This window comes from Polaribacter batillariae (assembly GCF_017498485.1).
Taxonomy (GTDB): Bacteria; Bacteroidota; Bacteroidia; order Flavobacteriales; family Flavobacteriaceae; genus Polaribacter; species Polaribacter batillariae.
The window spans coordinates 2,979,199-2,997,497 of record NZ_CP071795.1 but is presented as its reverse complement, the minus strand read 5'-3'; the positions used below and the strand labels follow the sequence as shown (position 1 = coordinate 2,997,497).

The 18,299-nt window shown below is 30.8% G+C and carries 16 protein-coding genes, 1 pseudogene and 1 riboswitch; of the genes and pseudogenes, 14 read left to right on the top strand and 3 right to left on the bottom strand.

Going from position 1 to position 18,299, the window contains the following annotated elements:
- Nucleotides 1-27: 27 nt before the first annotated feature.
- The 4 genes and pseudogenes from JL193_RS13270 (at nucleotide 28) to JL193_RS13255 (ending at nucleotide 4,147) form a co-directional block, all read left to right on the top strand.
- Entirely contained in the window at nucleotides 28-552 is a 525-nt protein-coding gene (locus JL193_RS13270) for a thiamine diphosphokinase (RefSeq protein ID WP_243456756.1), read from the top strand.
- Between the two features lie 5 nt (nucleotides 553-557).
- Nucleotides 558-793, top strand: a pseudogene (locus JL193_RS13265) (hypothetical protein).
- A gap of 180 nt (nucleotides 794-973) precedes the next feature.
- A riboswitch (cobalamin riboswitch) is annotated at nucleotides 974-1,163 on the top strand.
- 187 nt (nucleotides 1,164-1,350) lie between these two features.
- Complete coding sequence (gene metE, locus JL193_RS13260) at nucleotides 1,351-3,663, top strand: 5-methyltetrahydropteroyltriglutamate--homocysteine S-methyltransferase (protein WP_207971255.1); 2,313 nt, start codon at nucleotides 1,351-1,353, stop codon at nucleotides 3,661-3,663.
- Between the two features lie 97 nt (nucleotides 3,664-3,760).
- Nucleotides 3,761-4,147: an acyl-CoA thioesterase gene (locus JL193_RS13255; RefSeq protein ID WP_207971254.1), complete on the top strand. Its 387-nt coding sequence runs from the start codon at nucleotides 3,761-3,763 to the stop codon at nucleotides 4,145-4,147.
- Nucleotides 4,148-4,156: 9 nt separating this feature from the next.
- On the opposite strand, the gene JL193_RS13250 is transcribed toward JL193_RS13255, so the two are convergent.
- Together JL193_RS13250 and JL193_RS13245 are read right to left on the bottom strand one after the other, a co-directional pair.
- Nucleotides 4,157-4,933 (bottom strand): alpha/beta fold hydrolase, encoded by a 777-nt coding sequence (locus tag JL193_RS13250; protein WP_207971253.1) that lies wholly within the window; start codon nucleotides 4,931-4,933, stop codon nucleotides 4,157-4,159.
- A 190-nt stretch (nucleotides 4,934-5,123) separates the two neighbouring features.
- A complete protein-coding gene (locus JL193_RS13245) occupies nucleotides 5,124-5,837 on the bottom strand; it encodes a pyridoxine 5'-phosphate synthase (RefSeq protein WP_207971252.1) in 714 nt (237 codons plus the stop codon).
- A 60-nt stretch (nucleotides 5,838-5,897) separates the two neighbouring features.
- Between JL193_RS13245 and JL193_RS13240 the strand changes: the two genes are divergently transcribed.
- From JL193_RS13240 to JL193_RS13195, 10 genes are all read left to right on the top strand, one after another.
- Complete coding sequence (locus JL193_RS13240; protein WP_207971251.1) at nucleotides 5,898-6,557, top strand: CBS domain-containing protein; 660 nt, start codon at nucleotides 5,898-5,900, stop codon at nucleotides 6,555-6,557.
- A 37-nt stretch (nucleotides 6,558-6,594) separates the two neighbouring features.
- Nucleotides 6,595-7,494, top strand: a complete 900-nt coding sequence (locus tag JL193_RS13235) for an NAD kinase (RefSeq protein WP_207971250.1) — start codon at nucleotides 6,595-6,597, stop codon at nucleotides 7,492-7,494.
- A gap of 106 nt (nucleotides 7,495-7,600) precedes the next feature.
- A complete protein-coding gene (porG, locus tag JL193_RS13230) occupies nucleotides 7,601-8,278 on the top strand; it encodes a type IX secretion system protein PorG (protein ID WP_207971249.1) in 678 nt (225 codons plus the stop codon).
- Nucleotides 8,279-8,280: 2 nt separating this feature from the next.
- A complete protein-coding gene (gene uppS / locus JL193_RS13225; RefSeq protein ID WP_207971248.1) occupies nucleotides 8,281-9,024 on the top strand; it encodes an undecaprenyl pyrophosphate synthase in 744 nt (247 codons plus the stop codon).
- 7 nt (nucleotides 9,025-9,031) lie between these two features.
- Nucleotides 9,032-11,557 carry an outer membrane protein assembly factor BamA gene (gene bamA, locus JL193_RS13220; protein ID WP_207971247.1) on the top strand — a complete coding sequence of 842 codons (2,526 nt, stop codon included), beginning with the start codon at nucleotides 9,032-9,034 and terminating at the stop codon, nucleotides 11,555-11,557.
- 63 nt (nucleotides 11,558-11,620) lie between these two features.
- Nucleotides 11,621-12,418, top strand: a complete 798-nt coding sequence (locus JL193_RS13215; protein WP_207971246.1) for an OmpH/Skp family outer membrane protein — start codon at nucleotides 11,621-11,623, stop codon at nucleotides 12,416-12,418.
- A gap of 12 nt (nucleotides 12,419-12,430) precedes the next feature.
- Entirely contained in the window at nucleotides 12,431-12,961 is a 531-nt protein-coding gene (locus JL193_RS13210) for an OmpH/Skp family outer membrane protein (protein ID WP_207971245.1), read from the top strand.
- 190 nt (nucleotides 12,962-13,151) lie between these two features.
- Nucleotides 13,152-14,348, top strand: a complete 1,197-nt coding sequence (locus JL193_RS13205; protein ID WP_207970621.1) for an IS256 family transposase — start codon at nucleotides 13,152-13,154, stop codon at nucleotides 14,346-14,348.
- A gap of 349 nt (nucleotides 14,349-14,697) precedes the next feature.
- Entirely contained in the window at nucleotides 14,698-15,837 is a 1,140-nt protein-coding gene (locus JL193_RS13200; protein WP_207971244.1) for a phosphoenolpyruvate carboxykinase (ATP), read from the top strand.
- Nucleotides 15,827-16,939 (top strand): nucleotidyltransferase domain-containing protein, encoded by a 1,113-nt coding sequence (locus JL193_RS13195; protein WP_207971243.1) that lies wholly within the window; start codon nucleotides 15,827-15,829, stop codon nucleotides 16,937-16,939. The genes JL193_RS13200 and JL193_RS13195 overlap by 11 nt, the downstream gene beginning before the upstream one ends.
- Here the strand turns inward: JL193_RS13195 and JL193_RS13190 are convergent.
- Nucleotides 16,923-18,275 (bottom strand): UDP-N-acetylmuramate--L-alanine ligase, encoded by a 1,353-nt coding sequence (locus JL193_RS13190; RefSeq protein WP_207971242.1) that lies wholly within the window; start codon nucleotides 18,273-18,275, stop codon nucleotides 16,923-16,925. The genes JL193_RS13195 and JL193_RS13190 overlap by 17 nt on opposite strands.
- Nucleotides 18,276-18,299: the final 24 nt, after the last annotated feature.

Sequence of the window (18,299 nt, the reverse complement as noted above, 5' to 3'; positions counted from 1 at the left end):
GCCCAATTTATCTAATTACGATACAATTTGTGTAACCGATGGCGCTTATCAATATTTAAAAGTAAAAATATTACACCTAATTTTATTAGTGGCGATTTTGATTCTTTAGAAGAAATTCCAGAAGATATTGAGGCAATACAAACCTCGAATCAAGATTTTACAGATTTTGATAAAATGCTACAAATTCTTTCTGACAAGGGTTTTTATAAGATTGATGTTTTTGGCGCAAGTGGCAAAGAACAAGACCATTTTTTAGGAAATTTACACACAGCGCTTCAATGGAAAGAGAAATTAAAACTTACTTTTTTTGATAATCATGGCTATTATTTTTTAGCTGAACCCAATACCTTTATTAGTAATTGTTTGCACAAAACAGTTTCATTATTTCCTTTTCCAACAGCTACAAATATCACTACAAAAGGACTTCAATACCCTTTAAATAATGAAGATTTAGATTTTCGTAAAAGAATTGGAACTCGAAATAAAGCAATTGAAAACAATATAAACATTACTTTTAATAGTGGAGATTTGTTTATTTTTATCAATCATTAAAAATTATGGAAAGAAAAATAAAATTACTGTGGGATTTTAGAGGAGAAGATGCCAAAGAAACCGCAAAACATCATACCATTCATTTAAAAGAATTTGCGGAAGCAGAAAACTTCCTTTCTCAGAAATTAATATTATTGAAAAAAATCCCATGTTTTCTTCAGCATTTATTATTGTTAATGAAAGCAATATGAAAATTTACAGAGATGCTTTAAAACCACATCGTGGAGAAATTTCAGAATAATTTCTAGACATAAAAAATCTATCTTCGCAGTCACTTATTTTGGTATATCCAACAACCAACATTGTTTATTTTTCACAGATTTAAAGGTTAAAAACGAACCCTTACTTTTAAAAGACTCTTTAAATTAAAATCGAAGCAAATTTTATAATACCTTTGCCTTAGAAAGAAGTTCTTTTATTTAATTTCATCGTACGATATGGTTTTACTTAGCTGTAGATTAATAGGGAATCTGGTGCAAATCCAGAGCTGTCGCGCAACTGTAAGTAACATTTAAAGATTTTTATCCTTGTGGTCCACTGTTTTTAACGAAATGGGAAGGACGATAAAAATTGTTACAAGTCAGGAGACCTGCCATTATCGATATGACTTTGCTTTCGCGATTTGAAGTGATTTGTCTATTCTGATGCCTTTTAACATTTAGATGCTATTTTTTTTAGCTATCTATGTGTGTTTGTGCGCCATTATTTTTCGACTTATTATTTTTATTTCTCGACAAGCAAAAGAAGTTTTTAATAGAACTTTTAAGTAATTATTAATTCATTATTTAAAAGTAAAAAATGAAAACACACATTTTAGGCTATCCGCGAATTGGTAGCAAAAGAGAGTTAAAGAAAGCTTGCGAACAATATTGGGCAGGCAAAATTTCTGAAGAGGAGTTAGAAAAAGTAGGTAAAAGTATTAAAAACTACAATTGGAACCTACAACAAGAGGCAGGAATAGATCTAATTTCCAGCAACGATTTTTCTTTTTACGACCAAGTTTTAGACATGTCTCTTACTGTTAATGCTGTACCTGAAAGGTATAAAAAACTACATTTTAAATCGAAATTAGATTTATATTTCGCAATGGCACGAGGACATCAAAAAAACAATATAGATGTACCTGCAATGGAAATGACAAAATGGTTTGACACCAACTACCACTATATTGTTCCTGAATTTAAAAAAGACCAACAGTTTAGTCTTTTTTCAACAAAAGTTATAGACGAATACAAAGAAGCAAAAAAACAAGGAATTAATACAAAACCTGTTTTAATTGCACCTGTTTCTTACTTACTATTAGGTAAAGAAAAAGAACAAGGTTTCAATAGAATCGATTTAATAACAAACTTATTACCTATTTACTTTAAAATTTTAACTGAGTTGGAAGAATCTGGAGCCGAATGGATTCAATTTGACGAACCCTTTTTAGCTTTAGACTTAACAGAAAAAGAGCAACACACCGTAAAACAGGTTTATAAACAAATACAAGAAAAATTTCCAAAACTTAAAATTATTGTAGCCACCTATTTCGAAGGCTTGCAAGACAATTTAAACCTTGCAGTAAACCTTCCTGTTGAAACTTTACATATAGATTTGGTAAGAAACCCCAATCAACTAAAAGAAGTGTTAGATAATACTCCAAAAAAAGTATCTATTTCTTTAGGTATTGTTGATGGTAGAAATGTTTGGAAAAACGATTATCGAGAATCGTTAGCTACGATAAAAAAAGCAGTAAATGTATTAGGGCAAGAAAGAGTTTTTATAAGCACAAGCTGTTCTTTATTACATGTTCCTTGTGATTTAGATAGCGAAAATAACGAAGAAGTATTGACTTCAGAAATAAAAAATTGGCTTGCCTTTGCGAAACAAAAAATAACCGAAGTGGTTACTCTAAAACAATTATTTTTAGATGATAACAGTGAGAAAAACAAAAATACCATTCTAAAAAACCGCAAGGATATAGAAAGTAAAAAAACATCGCCTTTAATAAACGACCCAACAGTTAAAGATAGAGTGGCTAGTATTTCTAACAAACATACTAAGAGACTTAACCCTTTTCCATCTCGAAAAATATTGCAAAATAAAGCACTTAACCTTCCACTTTACCCTACAACAACCATTGGGTCTTTTCCGCAAACAAAAGAAGTGCGTTCTTGGAGAAATAAATTTAAAAAAGGAGAAATTAACCAAAAAGAATATGAAGAATTGCTAAAGAAAGAAACCGAAAAAGCAATAAATTGGCAAGAAGAAATTGGTATTGATGTTTTGGTTCACGGAGAGTTTGAACGTAATGACATGGTAGAATATTTTGGTGAAAAATTAAACGGATTTGTTTTTACAAAATTTGGCTGGGTACAAAGCTATGGCAGTAGATGTGTAAAACCACCTATTATTTTTGGAGATGTTTCTAGACCAAAACCCATGACCGTAAAATGGACACGTTACGCACAAAGTTTAACTTCTAAGTTGGTAAAAGGAATGCTTACAGGTCCAGTAACTATCTTGCAATGGAGTTTTGTAAGAAACGACCAAGATCGCGCAGTTACCTGCAACCAAATTGCACTGGCAATAAGAGATGAAGTTAAAGATTTAGAAAATGCAGGCATTCAAATAATTCAAATAGACGAACCTGCAATAAGAGAAGGGCTGCCACTAAGAAAAAATAATTGGCAAAACTACCTAAAATGGGCTATAAATGCTTTTAAAATTGCATCTTCAGGAATTAATGATGAAAGACAAATTCATACCCATATGTGTTATTCTGAATTTAATGATATTATACAAAACATTGCAGATATGGATGCAGATGTAATTACCATCGAATGTTCTCGCTCTCAAATGGAGTTATTAGATGCTTTTGCAGATTTTAATTACCCTAATGAAATAGGTCCTGGTGTTTACGACATTCATTCGCCAAGAGTACCTCATAAAGATGAAATGGTTTTACTGCTAAACAAAGCGAAAAAAGTGATTCCAGAAGAATTACTTTGGGTAAACCCAGATTGTGGCTTAAAAACAAGAGGTTGGGATGAAACAAAAAAAGCTTTAACAGAAATGGTTACAGCTGCCAAAATTTTAAGAGAAAAAACATTTAGTAATATCGTGTAATTTTAGAAACCCACTTTACTAAAAAAGCTGTAAAGTGGGTTTTGTACCATTTATTATTTAAAATTACTGTAAAAAAAAATGATAATTTAAAAACAAAATGACAACAAAAGAGAGAATTAAAAATTCTGAAACAAGGCAATTTAAAGCTGTTTTTCCGAACACCACAAACCATTACGACACACTTTTTGGTGGAACCGCTTTATCTTTAATGGACGAAGTTGCTTTTATTACTGCAACAAGGTTTAGCAGACAAAAAATGGTTACAGTAAGTAGCAATAGAATAGACTTTACCAAACCCATTCCTGCGGGAACGATAATAGAACTAATTGGTAAAGTATCGCACATTGGAAAAACCAGCTTAAAAGTAGAAGTAAATATTTATATAGAACAAATGTATAGTTACCAAAAAGAGCATGCAATTTTTGGAGAGTTTACCTTTGTAGCTATTGATGAAAATAAAGATCCTGTAAAAATTACACAGTAGCTGTAACTATTAACTAATTAAAAATTTACAAACCTCACTATAAAACTGTTTCGGATTTTCGGCATGCGCCCAATGACCTGCGTTTTTTATTTCTACAATTTTAGAATTCGGAAAATGAGCCTCAATAATGGGAGCTTCTTTGCCTGTAATATAATCCGATTTTTCACCTTTTAAAAACAAGGTTTCTTTTTCGAAAACAGTAAATGGCGGTAACGCTTCCCCAACTTCAGGATTGTTTTCTGTGAGCGATGGTAAATTAAAACGATAAGCCAACTGTCCTTTTTCTTTCCAGTAAATATTTTTCATCAAAAATTGTCGTACACCAACGTCAGGAATTCGTTTCGATAATTTTTCATCTACCAGTTTTCTAGAGTTTTCAACAGAAAAATCAACAGAATTTAACCCTGCTAAAATGGCATTGTGGTGTGGCTCGTACATTCTTGGCGAAATATCTACAACCACTAATTTATTTACCAAATTAGGGTATGTTACTGCAAATAACATTGCTGTTTTTCCGCCCATAGAATGTCCTATTAAAAAAACATTTTCTAATTGGTAATGCTGTATGTAATTGTGTAAATCTTCCACTAAAACCTCATAATTAAATTCGTCTTTATGAAAGCTACGTCCGTGATTTCTTTGATCTACTAAATGTACTTGAAAATCTTCTGAAAACTGGTTTCCTAAAGTCTTCCAGTTATCGCTCATTCCAAAATAACCATGTAGAATTAACAATGGCTTTCCTTCTCCTTTTATGGTTGAATGTAATATTGAGTTGTTTTTCATTTTTTATTGATTTTCTAGAAAACACGTAGTTTTTTTCTGCTACTGCTACTGCTACAAAATATTAGTAATTTTTAACCTCATAGAAATATAGAAATCATAGGTTTGTAAACTGTAATTGAAACTGTGACTGCCTACTAAAGACTGCCTACTGAAGACTGCTGACTGCTGACTGCCTACTAAAGACTGCTAACTATTTCAATCTGTGCAAATACATATTTACGACATTCTCTAATCCTAAATACAAGCTTTCTGCAATTAAGGCATGTCCTATAGAAACTTCTGCCAAATGCGGTATATTTTCTTTAAAAAATTGAATATTATCTAAACTCAAATCATGCCCTGCATTAATACCTAACCCTAATTTGTTTGCTAAAATAGCAGCTTCTGTATATGGTTTTACGGCATTTTTATTTCCCAATTCAAATTGAGAGGCAAATTCTTCTGTATATAACTCAATTCTATCGGTTTCTGTTTTTGCTGCAGCTTCAATTAATTTTAAATCAGTATCTATAAAAATAGACGTTCTTATTCCGTTTTGCTGAAATTCTTGAATTACTTCCTTTAAAAAATCTTGATATTTTATGGTGTCCCAACCAGCATTCGACGTAATTGCATCTACAGCATCTGGCACTAGAGTAACTTGTGTTGGTTTTGTTTCTAACACCAAATCTATAAAACTTTTAATAGGGTTTCCTTCGATATTAAATTCTGTAGTTACTATTTTTTTTAAATCTCTTGCATCTTGATAACGAATGTGTCGTTCATCTGGTCTTGGGTGAATGGTAATTCCTTCTGCACCAAAACCTTCGATATCTGTGGCCACTTTTAATAAATTTGGTACATTTCCGCCACGAGAATTTCTTAAAGTTGCAATTTTGTTAATATTTACGCTTAACTTTGTCATTATCTAAAATTAGTTAGCAAAGATAAACCATTAAATCATTTTATCCTATATTCGTAAAGAATGAACATTACAGATTACATATTAAATGAAACAAAAGCGTTGAGCTTGCAAAGTAGCGTAAAAGAGGCGAAAGATTTGTTTGATAATTTTCCTATTACACATTTTCCTGTGATAGAAAACCACAAATTATTGGGTTCTTTTGCAGAAGATGATATACACACTATCGAAAACAACAACAACGAATTAGTTGCTTACAGTTACTTACTAAATTCGTTTTTTGCAGATGAAAAAGCTACTGTTTTAGAACTTTTAAAAATTTTTGCAGATAACGATACCAATATTATTCCGGTTTTAAACAAAGAAAAAGAATACATTGGTTATTACGATTTATGTGACGTTTTAGATGTTTTTTCTACAAGTCCTTTTATGGTAGAAGACAGCGAAACGCTTATTATAGAAAAGGTAGAAAACGATTATTCTATGAGTGAAGTTTGCCAAATTGTAGAAACCAATGGGGCGAAATTGTTAGGCATTTATATCTCTGAAAGAAAAAACGATTTTGTACAAGTAACTTTAAAGATAATTACAGAAGATATTAACGAAATTATGCACACTTTTAGAAGATACGATTACAAAATAATATCTACACACGAGAATGATATTTATTTAGAAGATTTAAAAAACAGATCAGAATATCTTCAGAAATATTTAGAAATGTAATTTTAGAAGTTTAAGAAATAAAAATAAGAACTAAATTTTGAAGAAAGTAGCAGTTTACGGACAATCATATTCAATTTCGGCAGAAAAGGAAATTCAAATTTTACTTGAAGTTTTAGAAGAAAATAATATTGTTTGTTTTATTGAAAAGAAATTTTATGATTTATTAATTAAAGGAAACATTTTAGATAAAAAATACCCAACATTTTCTCATTTTTCTGATTTAAATAGTTCTTTCGAAACCATGTTTACTTTAGGTGGCGATGGTACTATATTAAGAGCCGTTACTTATATTCGAGACTTAGGAATTCCGCTTTTAGGAATTAATACTGGAAGGTTGGGTTTTTTGGCAACAATTAATAAAAAAACCATTAAAGAAAGTGTAGAATTAATTTTAAAAGGAGAATATTCGCTACAAGAAAGAACACTCTTATCTGTAAAAACAGCACCAAAAACAGAACAATTTTCTGAACTAAATTTTGCTTTAAACGAAGTTACCATTGCTCGCAAAAACACCACTTCTATGATTGGGGTTACCACCAATTTAAACAACGAATATTTAACCAATTACTGGGCAGATGGCTTAATAATTGCCACTCCAACAGGCTCTACCGGTTATTCTTTAAGTTGTAATGGTCCCGTAATTTCGCCAGATTCTAAAAATTTAGTAATCACCCCCATAGCACCTCATAACTTAAATGCAAGACCTATGGTTATTTCCGACGAAACCACAATCGAATTAGAAATAGATTCTAGAGAAAAAGAGTTTTTAATTTCTTTAGATTCTAGAATTACTTCTGTACCAGAAAACACGAAAGTTTTTATAGAAAAAGCAGCATTTACCATACAAAGTATTATACCAAAAAATCAATCTTTTTTACAAACTTTGCGTAGCAAATTATTATGGGGAGAAGATACCAGAAACGAGACCAACCTTTAACGGTTTTAAAACAATAAATTTTTAAAATAGTTGTTATTCAAAAAAGACTGAATATTAACTTTATAAAGCAAATTGATTTTCCTATATTTGCTCGCTATTTTTTAGAATGAAAAACAGTATATTATTTATCGTATTTGTAAGCTTTTCTTCCATACTTTTGGGGCAAGTGTATGAAATTGGAGTTTCTATAGGAGGCTCTAATTATGTAGGTGACATTGGCAGAACTAACTATATTTACCCAAATAAATTAGCTGGAGCTGCCTTATTTAAATACAATTACAACCCAAGAATAGCTTTAAGAGGTACTTATAGTTATTTACCTATTAAAGGAAATGATGTAGATGCAGATACCGATTTTAAACAAAACAGAGGATTAAATTTTAAAAACACAATTCACGAGTTGGCTGTAGGTATGGAATATAATTTTTACGAATTCGACATGAATTCAAATGATAAAACTTGGACACCATACATTTTAGTAGAATTGGCCGCGTTTAATTACAAAAGTGCCCAGTCAGAACCACAGCCACGCGAATATTTTTATACAAGCAAAACATCATATGCAGTTCCTATAGGAGTTGGTTTTAAGTCTAAACTATATGGTGCTTTAGCCTTTTCGGTTGAAGCAAAATTTAGATACACTTTTGTAGATGATTTAGATTACTCTACACCAAAAATACCCTCTTTAGATTTTGGAGGAACAGGAAACGACTGGTATATGTTTACAGGTTTTTCTTTAATATATACATTTGGGAGACCCGCTTGTTACACAGAAGGTTTATAAATATGGATAAAAAACTACGCATTAACCTACAAAGAGTACCAAAACACGTTGCCATTATTATGGATGGCAATGGACGCTGGGCTAAAAACCAAGGTATGAATAGGATTTTTGGACACAGAAATGCCCTAACAGCTGTAAGAGAATCTGTAAAAGCTGCTTCACAAATTGGCGTAGCTGCCATTACCTTATATGCATTTTCTACCGAAAACTGGAAAAGACCAAAGATGGAAGTAGATGCTTTAATGAGCCTATTAATCAACTCGTTAAAGAAAGAATTACCTGGTTTTCAAGAAAATAATGTAAAAGTAAATGCGATTGGAAATATCGAGACGCTTCCTAAGAAAGCTCAAAAAGTATTAAAAGATGTTATTTTTGAAACCAGAAATAACACCAAAATTATCTTAACCTTTGCCTTAAGCTACGGTTCAAGAGAAGAAATTGTTAATACTATCAAAAACATATCTAAAAAAGTTGTTAATAAAGAACTTTTAATTGAAGAAATTGACGAAAATACTATTAATAACCATTTATATACGTTTAATTTGCCAGAGGTAGATTTAATGATACGCACAAGTGGTGAACAACGTATTAGTAATTTCTTATTATGGCAAATGGCCTATGCCGAATTATATTTTACAAATATACTTTGGCCAGATTTTAGACAAGAGCATTTTTACGATGCTATTATAGAATATCAGAATAGAGAACGAAGATTTGGAAAAACAAGCGAACAAATTACAGAATAAATTTTTTATGAAATTATTTTCTGCCACAATAGTGTTAACCGCACTATTTTTTACTTATAGTGCAAGTGCACAAGTTAAAAAAGATAGTTTATCTGTAGTCAAAAAAGATACGATATCTAGCAATAACATAAGTTACGAAAAAGGAAAAGAATACATTCTTGGTGGTGTTTCTGTAACAGGTCTTCAAAAATTTAGCGAAGAAACTGTGCGTGTTTTTACCGGTTTAAGATATGGGCAACCGATTAAACTTCCTGGAGACAAGTTAACAAGCGCCATTAAAAAGTTATACGAAAGTAAACAATTTAGCGACGTAGATGTTTATTTAGCAAAAATAGATGGAAACACTGTTTACCTTCAGTTCGATGTTAAAGAACTACCGCAATTAAATCAAGTAACAATAAATGGTATAAAACGCTCTAAAGCAAAAGAACTTATTAAAGAAACCGATTTAAAATTGGGGGCAATGGTTACAGACAACTTACTTGTAACTACTAAAAATTACTTCGCAAAAAAATATACAGATAAAGGGTTTTTAAAAACTAAAGTTTCCATAGATGTACAAAAAGACACTTCCGACATTAATACCGTAAACATGTCTGTCTTTATCGATAAAGGAAAAAAAATAAAAATAAAAGACATTAATTTTACAGGGAACAAAGCCATTTCTGACAGAAAATTAAGAAAAGCAATGAAAAACACCAAAGAAAAATTCTTTGGTCGTTTCTGGAAAACATCTAAGTATATAGAAGAAGATTACCAAGAAGATTTAGAAAGTATTATCGATAAATATAGTAGATTGGGCTATAGAGATGCTCGTATTTTAAGCGAAAATATTACATGGAATAACGACAATACCATTAATATAAATATCGATTTAGAAGAAGGTAGGCAATATCGTTTTGGAGATATTTTATTTGTAGGAAATAAAGAATATACAGACGAACAATTGCATCAAATTTTAAGAATAGATAAAGGAGATATTTATAATGGAGCCGTTTTAAAAGAACGTGTAAAAGGCGACAACTCTCCAACTTCTTTCGACATCTCTACTACTTATCAAAATAATGGTTTTTTGTTTTCGCAAATAAACGCCGTAGAAACTAAGGTAGAAAACGATTCGATTACTGTAGAAATTAGAATTAGAGAAGACGAAAAAGCACGTATTAAAAAAGTTACAGTATCTGGAAACGATAAAACAAACGACCACGTACTTTTTAGAGAATTACGTGTAAAGCCAGGAAGTTTGTTTAGCAGACAAGAAATTATTAGATCTATTAGAGAAATTGGTCAATTAGGTTTCTTCGACCAAAATGTGGTTCCAGACATTCTTCCAGATTATCAAAATAAAACAACAGATATTAACTTTAATGTTGTCGAAAAAGGGGGAAGCCAAATCGAATTACAAGGTGGTTATGGTGGAGGCTCTTTTATAGGAACGTTAGGATTGTCTTTTAACAATTTCTCTATCAGAAATATTTTCAAAAAAGAAGCATACAAACCATTACCAATGGGAGATGGCCAAAAACTATCTTTAAGATTGCAATCTAGTAGAACTTTTAACACCTACAGCTTTTCGTTTACAGAACCGTGGTTGGGTGGTAAAAAGCCAAGATCTTTATCATTCTCTATATACTCTTCGAATCAGTTTCAGTTAGACCCTCGAACTTTTGATGTAGATAGAAGTAGAAGTTTAGGTATTATTGGAGCCTCTATAGGTTTAGGAGAACGTTTAAAATGGCCTGACGATTTTTTCCAATTATCGCAAACAGTTTCTTACCAAAGTTTTAAATTGAATAATTACGGATTTAGAGTTGGTGCAGATGTACTAAACAATGGTACCTTAAATAATTTATCTTACAATGCTACTCTAGCTAGAAACTCGGCTGGACCAAGTTTAATTTTCCCAACTTATGGTTCTGAATTCTCTTTTGGGGTAAAAGCAACCTTACCATATTCTCTTTTAAATAATAAAGATTATACAGGGTTAGCGCCTGCAGAAAAGTATAAATGGCTAGAATATTACAAATTAAATGCAAAAGGAAAATGGTACACTTCTTTTACCGATAAATTAGTACTAATGTCTAATGCAGAAATGGGGTATTTAGGCTTTTATAATGATGAGTTAGGACAATCTCCTTTCGAAAGATATTTTGTTGGTGGAGATGGAATTGCCGTTTTTCAGTTAGATGGAAGAGAAGTGGTAGGCTTAAGAGGTTATGAAAACAATAGATTATCATCTATTGACGGAGGTACCATTTATAATAAATTTCAGTTAGAACTAAGATACTCAATTACAGATTCGCCATCTGCCTCTATTTATACACTAGGTTTTTTAGAAGCAGGTAATTCGTACGACAATTTTAAAGAATTTAATCCGTTTAAACTAAAACGTTCAGCTGGTTTAGGTATAAGAATCTTTATGCCTGCATTTGGTTTGTTAGGAATCGACTTTGCACATGGATTTGACCCATTACCAGGACAATTCGAAAAATCTGGCTGGCAAACACATTTTATTATCGGAAGACAATTCTAAGAAAACTGTACATTTGTAATGTCAAAGTTTTTTTGGCACGGTTTTTTCTAACACTTTATACAAATGAAAAAAATATTTTTATCAATCGTTCTTTTACTTAGTGTAAGTATTTCTTGGGCACAAAGAAGCCAAATAATTGCTTATATAGATATGGAATACATTCTAGAAAATGTTCCAGAATATTTAGAAGCTCAAAACACTTTAGATGAAAAAGTTGTAAAATGGAGAAAAGTTTTAGATAAAGAAGCGAGACATATAGAAGTATTAAAAAGCGACTTAGCCAACGAAAAAGCAATTCTTACCAAAGATTTAATCGAAGAAAAAGAAGAAGAAATTGCTTTAAAACAAGACGAGCTTAGAAGATTAGAATCTTTGTACTTTGGTCCTAAAGGAGATTTGTTTTTATTAAGAAAACAATTAGTTAAGCCAATTCAAGACCAAGTTTACAACGCAATACAAAGTATTTCTGCAAGAAAAAAATACGACTTCGTTTTTGATAAATCTAGTGACTTAGTAATGCTATATTCAAATAAAAAATACGATATTAGCGACCTCGTTTTAGCAACTATAGATAGAACAAGATTAATAGATCAAAAAAACGCAAAAAAAGAAGAAAGAAAAAACACAAAAAAAGAGTTAACACCTCAGCAAAAAGAAGCCATAGCAAAGAAAGAGGCAATTGTTGCCAAAAAACTTTCAGATAGAGAGGCAAAGAAAAAAGCTGCAAAAGATCGCAGAAGAGAGTTACTAAAAAAAAGAGCCGAAAAAAAAGAACTATTACGTAAGAAAAAAGAAGCATTAAAAAAGAAAAAAGAAGACCAAAAGAAAGAACAAGAAAAAAAAGACGAGAATAATAATTAAATTAAAACAAGAATGAAAAATTTAAAAACGTTACTATTAATTGCTGTATTTACTTTAGGGGTAGCTGGTGTTGCAAATGCACAAAAAATAGGTCATATAGACTACCAAAGAGTAATCGACAACATGCCAGAAACTAGAGCTTTAAGTGTTACTTTAGAAAAATTAGGTAAATCTTACCAAAGCGAAATTGAAGGAATGAAGAAGAAATTGGAAGCAAAATATAAAAAGTATGATGCAGAGCAAGGAACTCAAACTCCAGAAACGAACAAAAAAAGAGCAGAAGAAATTCAATTAGATAGAGCTAGATACGAGCAAGCACAGCAAACTGCATATCAAGAAATGCAAAAAAAGCAAGCAGAAGAACTACAGCCTATTGTAAAGAAAGCAGAAAAAGCAATTGAAGAAGTGGCTGCTACAAAAGGAATTTTATATGTTTTTGATGCAAAATCTTTAATCGTAAAAAAAGGAGAAGATTTATACGATGCAGTAAAAGCAAAATTAGGCTTGTTAAAAGATAAACCAAAGCCACAAGCAACAAACTAACAATATCAATTCCAATGGTTACATTGTTCTAAACGCTTTAAGGTTTTATAAAAGGTACTAAACCAAAAAGTGTGTAAGTAAAGTTATTCTGAAATTTTTCTAGAGCAATATTTAAATTGCTCCATGAGGAAAAATTTCGGAAATAACTTTACGATTAAATAATCACTAAATTTATAAACACACTTTTATTATGAAACCAGAAGATTTATTAAACGAAGAATTTTTAAAACAATTTAAAACAGGTTCAGAACTAACCAGTTTTATAGAACAACTGCACAAACGTGGTGTAGAAAAGATTTTAGAAGGCGAATTAGATGCACATTTAGATTACGATAAGCATCAAAAAAGCAACAATCCTAATTCACGAAATGGCTATGGCACCAAGACCATAAAGACGCATTTAGGAGAAACTAAAATAAAAGTTCCAAGAGATCGCGATGCTACTTTCAATCCAATGCTTATTAAAAAGCGAGAAAGTACTGCAGATGGAGTTGAAAACCTGATTATTTCTTTGTATGCCAAAGGAATGAGTACTACAGATATCGAAGAACAAATACGAGAATTGTATGATTATAACATCTCTAGTTCAGCCATTTCTAGAATCACAGATAAAATTACAGCTGACATTATTGCTTGGAAAAATAGACCTTTAGAAGCTACTTATCTGATTGTATGGATGGATGGCATCGTTTTTAAGGTTCGTGAAAACTCCAAAGTCATCAATAAAACAATTTACATTGCTGTTGGTCTTAGAGTAGATGGTAAAAAAGAAGTTTTAGGACTTTGGTTAGGAAAAAACGAATCTTCCTCTTTTTGGATGAGCGTTTTAACCGACATAAAAGCCAGAGGAACACAAGACATTTTAATTACAGCAACTGATAATTTAAACGGATTTACAGACACCATTAAAACTATTTTTCCCAATTCAGTAACACAAATATGTGTGGTTCATCAAATCAGAAACTCTTGTAAATATGTAGTCTGGAAAGATAAAAAAGCCTTTACAAGAGATATGAAGCAAATCTATACAGCTCCTACAAAAGAAGCAGCAAAAGCAGCCTTAGAAGACTTTAAAAATAAATGGAACTCTAAATATTCTTATGCCATTAAATCATGGGAAAACAATTGGGATGAACTCACTGTTTTCTTCGATTTCCCATTAGAAATCAGAACCATTATTTATACCACAAATTTAATTGAAAACTTAAATGGGAAAATTAGAAAATACACTAAAAACAAACTCTCATATCCAACAGATGATGCTGTAATTAAATCCGTATTTTTAGCTTTGAGAGAATCAACAAAAAAATGGACATTGCCTATTAGAAATTGGGGTATCATTCTTAACCAATTTTTGGCTATATTTGAAAACAGGATTAAACTATGAAAAATTTAATCCTGTAATTTTTAACTTACACACTTTGTGGGAAAGTGTCTTATAAAACAAAAAGGCAGTAATTTTAAATTACTGCCTTTTTGTTTTAAATAAAGAATTTCTTAAAATCAACTAGTCTCAAGGCAAAGTCACAAAGGCATTTCGCTGGTTTTATTTTCACTTAAAAAAGGTAAAAACCAAAATACCTTATTTAGATGCCCGTTTTTGCGAGAATGGCAATTTCAACAGAAACTCCGAATTCTTTTTGATTAAGCTCTAATACCATTTCTTGTTTGAAATTACCAATACTTTTCGAAGCTTTTTATTTTGAACAACATTAGAAAATAAGTACCTTTATTTTATGAACACAGCAAAACATTTTTTATACCAAACTGTTGAAGATAAAACCATTGTTTGGTTTGAAAAAAGCAACGAGTACTTAGTCTTAGAAAACACAACTGCAGATATTCTAAAAAGAATAAACAAAGGCATTCCTGTAAACGATATTGCATTTGCATTAAGTAAAAAACTAGCAGTTCCTTTAGAAAAAGCAATTGATTTTGTTTTAGATTTAGAACGTAAAATTTATGCTCCAAAAACAGTTGAAAATTCAAATTTAATAAACGACTATAGAGATATTAAAAAACCAAAGAAATTTGAATACACAAAATTTTACAAAATAAATAATATTATTGTTAAGGTAAATTTTTCTACCGAATACGAACTGTATTTAGTACACCCAAAATTTAAGCATTTAGAAGTCAAAAGCACTTCCGATTATCATCATAACTTTATTGTTTTTATAAATAACAATTTTGTTTTCTTTTACAATGATAAAAAATTTATTGGAGCTTGGTCTAAGAAAGAAATTCATTTCTTTCAAGGAAAATTTTCTATGGAACTCATTCAAAAAATTCATCAAAAAGAAGAAAAAGAATGGTTGGGTGTTTTTCATGCATCTGCAGTTTCTAATGGAAAAAAAAGCATTTTATTTTGTGGTGATTCTGGCAACGGAAAAAGCACTTCTTTAGCACTGTTACAAGCAAACGGTTTTACTTGTTTGGCAGACGATTTTGTGCCTGTAGATGCAAAAAATACAGAAGTGTATAGTTTTCCTGCTGCTATTTCTATCAAAAAAAATAGTGTAAAAACATTGCTTCCAATATATCCTGAATTGGAAAATTCTGCTGAATATCATTTTAAAAGATTGAATAAAATAGTACGATACTTAAAACCCAATAACACCGATTTTTCGTCTCATAAACCTTGTAAAGATCTAGTATTTATTAAATATAAAGAAAACGCAGATTTACAACATCAAAAAATAGCCAAAATTGAAGCTTTTCAGCAATTAGTACCAGATGCTTGGCTCTCGCCAGTTAAAGAAAATGCAGATGCTTTTTTAAAATGGTTTACTGCATTAAATTGTCATCAAATAACCTATTCTAATAATCAAAAAATGGTAGCTACTGTTTCTAAAATATTTAAAAATGAATTATAAAGAAACCTTATTTTTTGTAGCTAAATGCTTAACAATCTCTTTGGAAGAAAAAAATAAACAAGAAGTTGAGCAACAATTAAAAACACAAAAAATAGACTGGGATGCTGTTGTAAAACTAAGTACGACTCATTATGTTTTTCCTGCTTTATACTGCAATTTAAAACGCGCTAACTTTCTTTCGTATTTACCTGAAGAATTGGTGGAATACATGCAACATATCACCGATTTAAACAGAGAAAGAAACGAACAAATAATATCGCAAGCAAAAGAAATAAACGAACTTCTAATGTCACACAACATTACAACCATTTTTTTAAAAGGAACTGGAAATTTGTTGGAAGGGTTGTATGAAGATATTGCAGAAAGAATGGTGGGAGATATCGATTTTATTTTCTCAAAAGAAGATTACCCTAAAGCAATTGAGGTGTTAACAGAGAACAATTATTCTAAAGTTGTAAAAAGCGATTACGATTTCCCTCAGTTTAAACATTACCCAAGACTTCAAAAAGAAAACAGAATTGCAGCAGTAGAAATTCATAAAGAACTCTTACTAGAAAAATATGCCCATGAATTTAATTATAATTTTGTAGAAAAAACAAAACAGAAAATTAATGGTATAAACGTAATGAGTTTTAACAATCAGTTGTCATTATCCATTATTGCTAAGCAAATTAATGACGATGGTTTTCATTTTAAAACAATTGCCTTAAGAAATGCGTACGATGTTTTTTTACTTTCTAAAAAAACAGTTGCAAAAGATGCATTTCAAAAATTTGACACTTTGCAAAACCCATTGAATTGTTTTTTAGCCATTTGCTACACAACTTTTAATAATATAAATTCTTTAAATTTCACTAAAACTTCAGAAACCGAAAAATATTTAGCTATTTATAACGATTACCTTTTAAATGAGTCTAAAAGAAATTCTACCCATAAAAAGAAATCGACAGAGCTTTTTATTAAAAAAAGAATGTCGATTATTTATAAATCTATTTTCGATAAAGAGTATAGAAATTGGTTGTTAAAAAGAATTACCGATAAAAAATGGCAACAAGAAAAATTAGTTCAGTTAAGGTTAAAAAAGGCTAAACCAAACGCTTAACCTCTTTAAAATCTAGCCCTCCATAATTACCAGAACTCATTAAAACGACTGCAGAATTTTCTAAATTTTTATTAAAAAGAAACTCTTTAAATTCTTGCGGATTCGTATAAATAATTAAATCTTCTCGCTCAAAAGCTTCTGAAATTTGTGTAGCAGTAACTTCTTCTAATTGCTTAATTTTTACGGCATCTGGTGAATAAAAAACGACGGCAACATCTGCTTTATCTAATGCGCCTTTGTATTCCTGTAAAAACGCTGCATTTAAACTAGAATAGGTATGCAACTCTAAACAGGCCAAAACAGTTCTATTAGAATATTGATTTTTAACGGCTTTTGTAGTAGCAGCGACTTTACTTGGCGAATGTGCAAAATCTTTAAAAATAACCGTTGTATTACTTTCTGCAATTTTCTCTAAACGTTTGCTGGCTCCTTTAAAACTGGCAATTGCTTCATAAAAATCATCTTCATCTATTCCCATATGTTGGCAAATCCATTTTGCACCTGCTAAATTTTGAAGATTGTGTTTTCCGAAGATTTCCAAAGGCAAATTCCCTTCTGGAGTTTCTAAATAAGTAATTCCGTTTTCAATAAAGTGTTTTGGAGTTGTGTATGGATATTTTTTAATATGATTTGTTGACGATTCTACTACGTTTTTTACTTCAAGATCTTCTTCATTATACACCATACTTCCTCCATTAATTAAAGAATTTGTGAAGGTTTTAAACTGATCTACATAATTTTTAAAAGTTGGAAAAACATTAATATGATCCCAAGCAATGCCACTTAGCAAAGCAATATTTGGTTTGTATAAATGAAATTTTGGAAGCATATCTATGGGCGAACTCAAATACTCATCTCCTTCTAAAACAATAAATTCGTTTTCTTTAGTTAAATGTACCATGGTTTCGAAACCTTCTAATTGTGCACCCACCATATAATCTACTTTTTTATCGTGATAATTTAGCACGTGCAAAATCATAGAGGTAATGGTTGTTTTTCCATGAGAACCCCCAATTACAACTCTTGTTTTGTTTTTAGATTGCTCGTATAAAAATGCTGGATACGAATAAATTTTTACTCCTAATTCTTGCGCTTTTAACAATTCTAAATTGTTTTTTTTAGCATGCATTCCTAAAATAATAACATCTAAATTAGGCGTTATTTTTTCAGGAAACCAACCCAACTCTTTTGGCAACAAACCGTATTTTTCTAAACGAGATTTAGACGGATTGTGAATTGCATCGTCACTTCCAGAAACTTGGTATCCTTTTTGGTGTAAAGCTATGGCAAGATTGTGCATTGCGCTTCCGCCAATCGCAATAAAATGAATGTTCATCTAACAAAATTTTAAAAAGTAAAA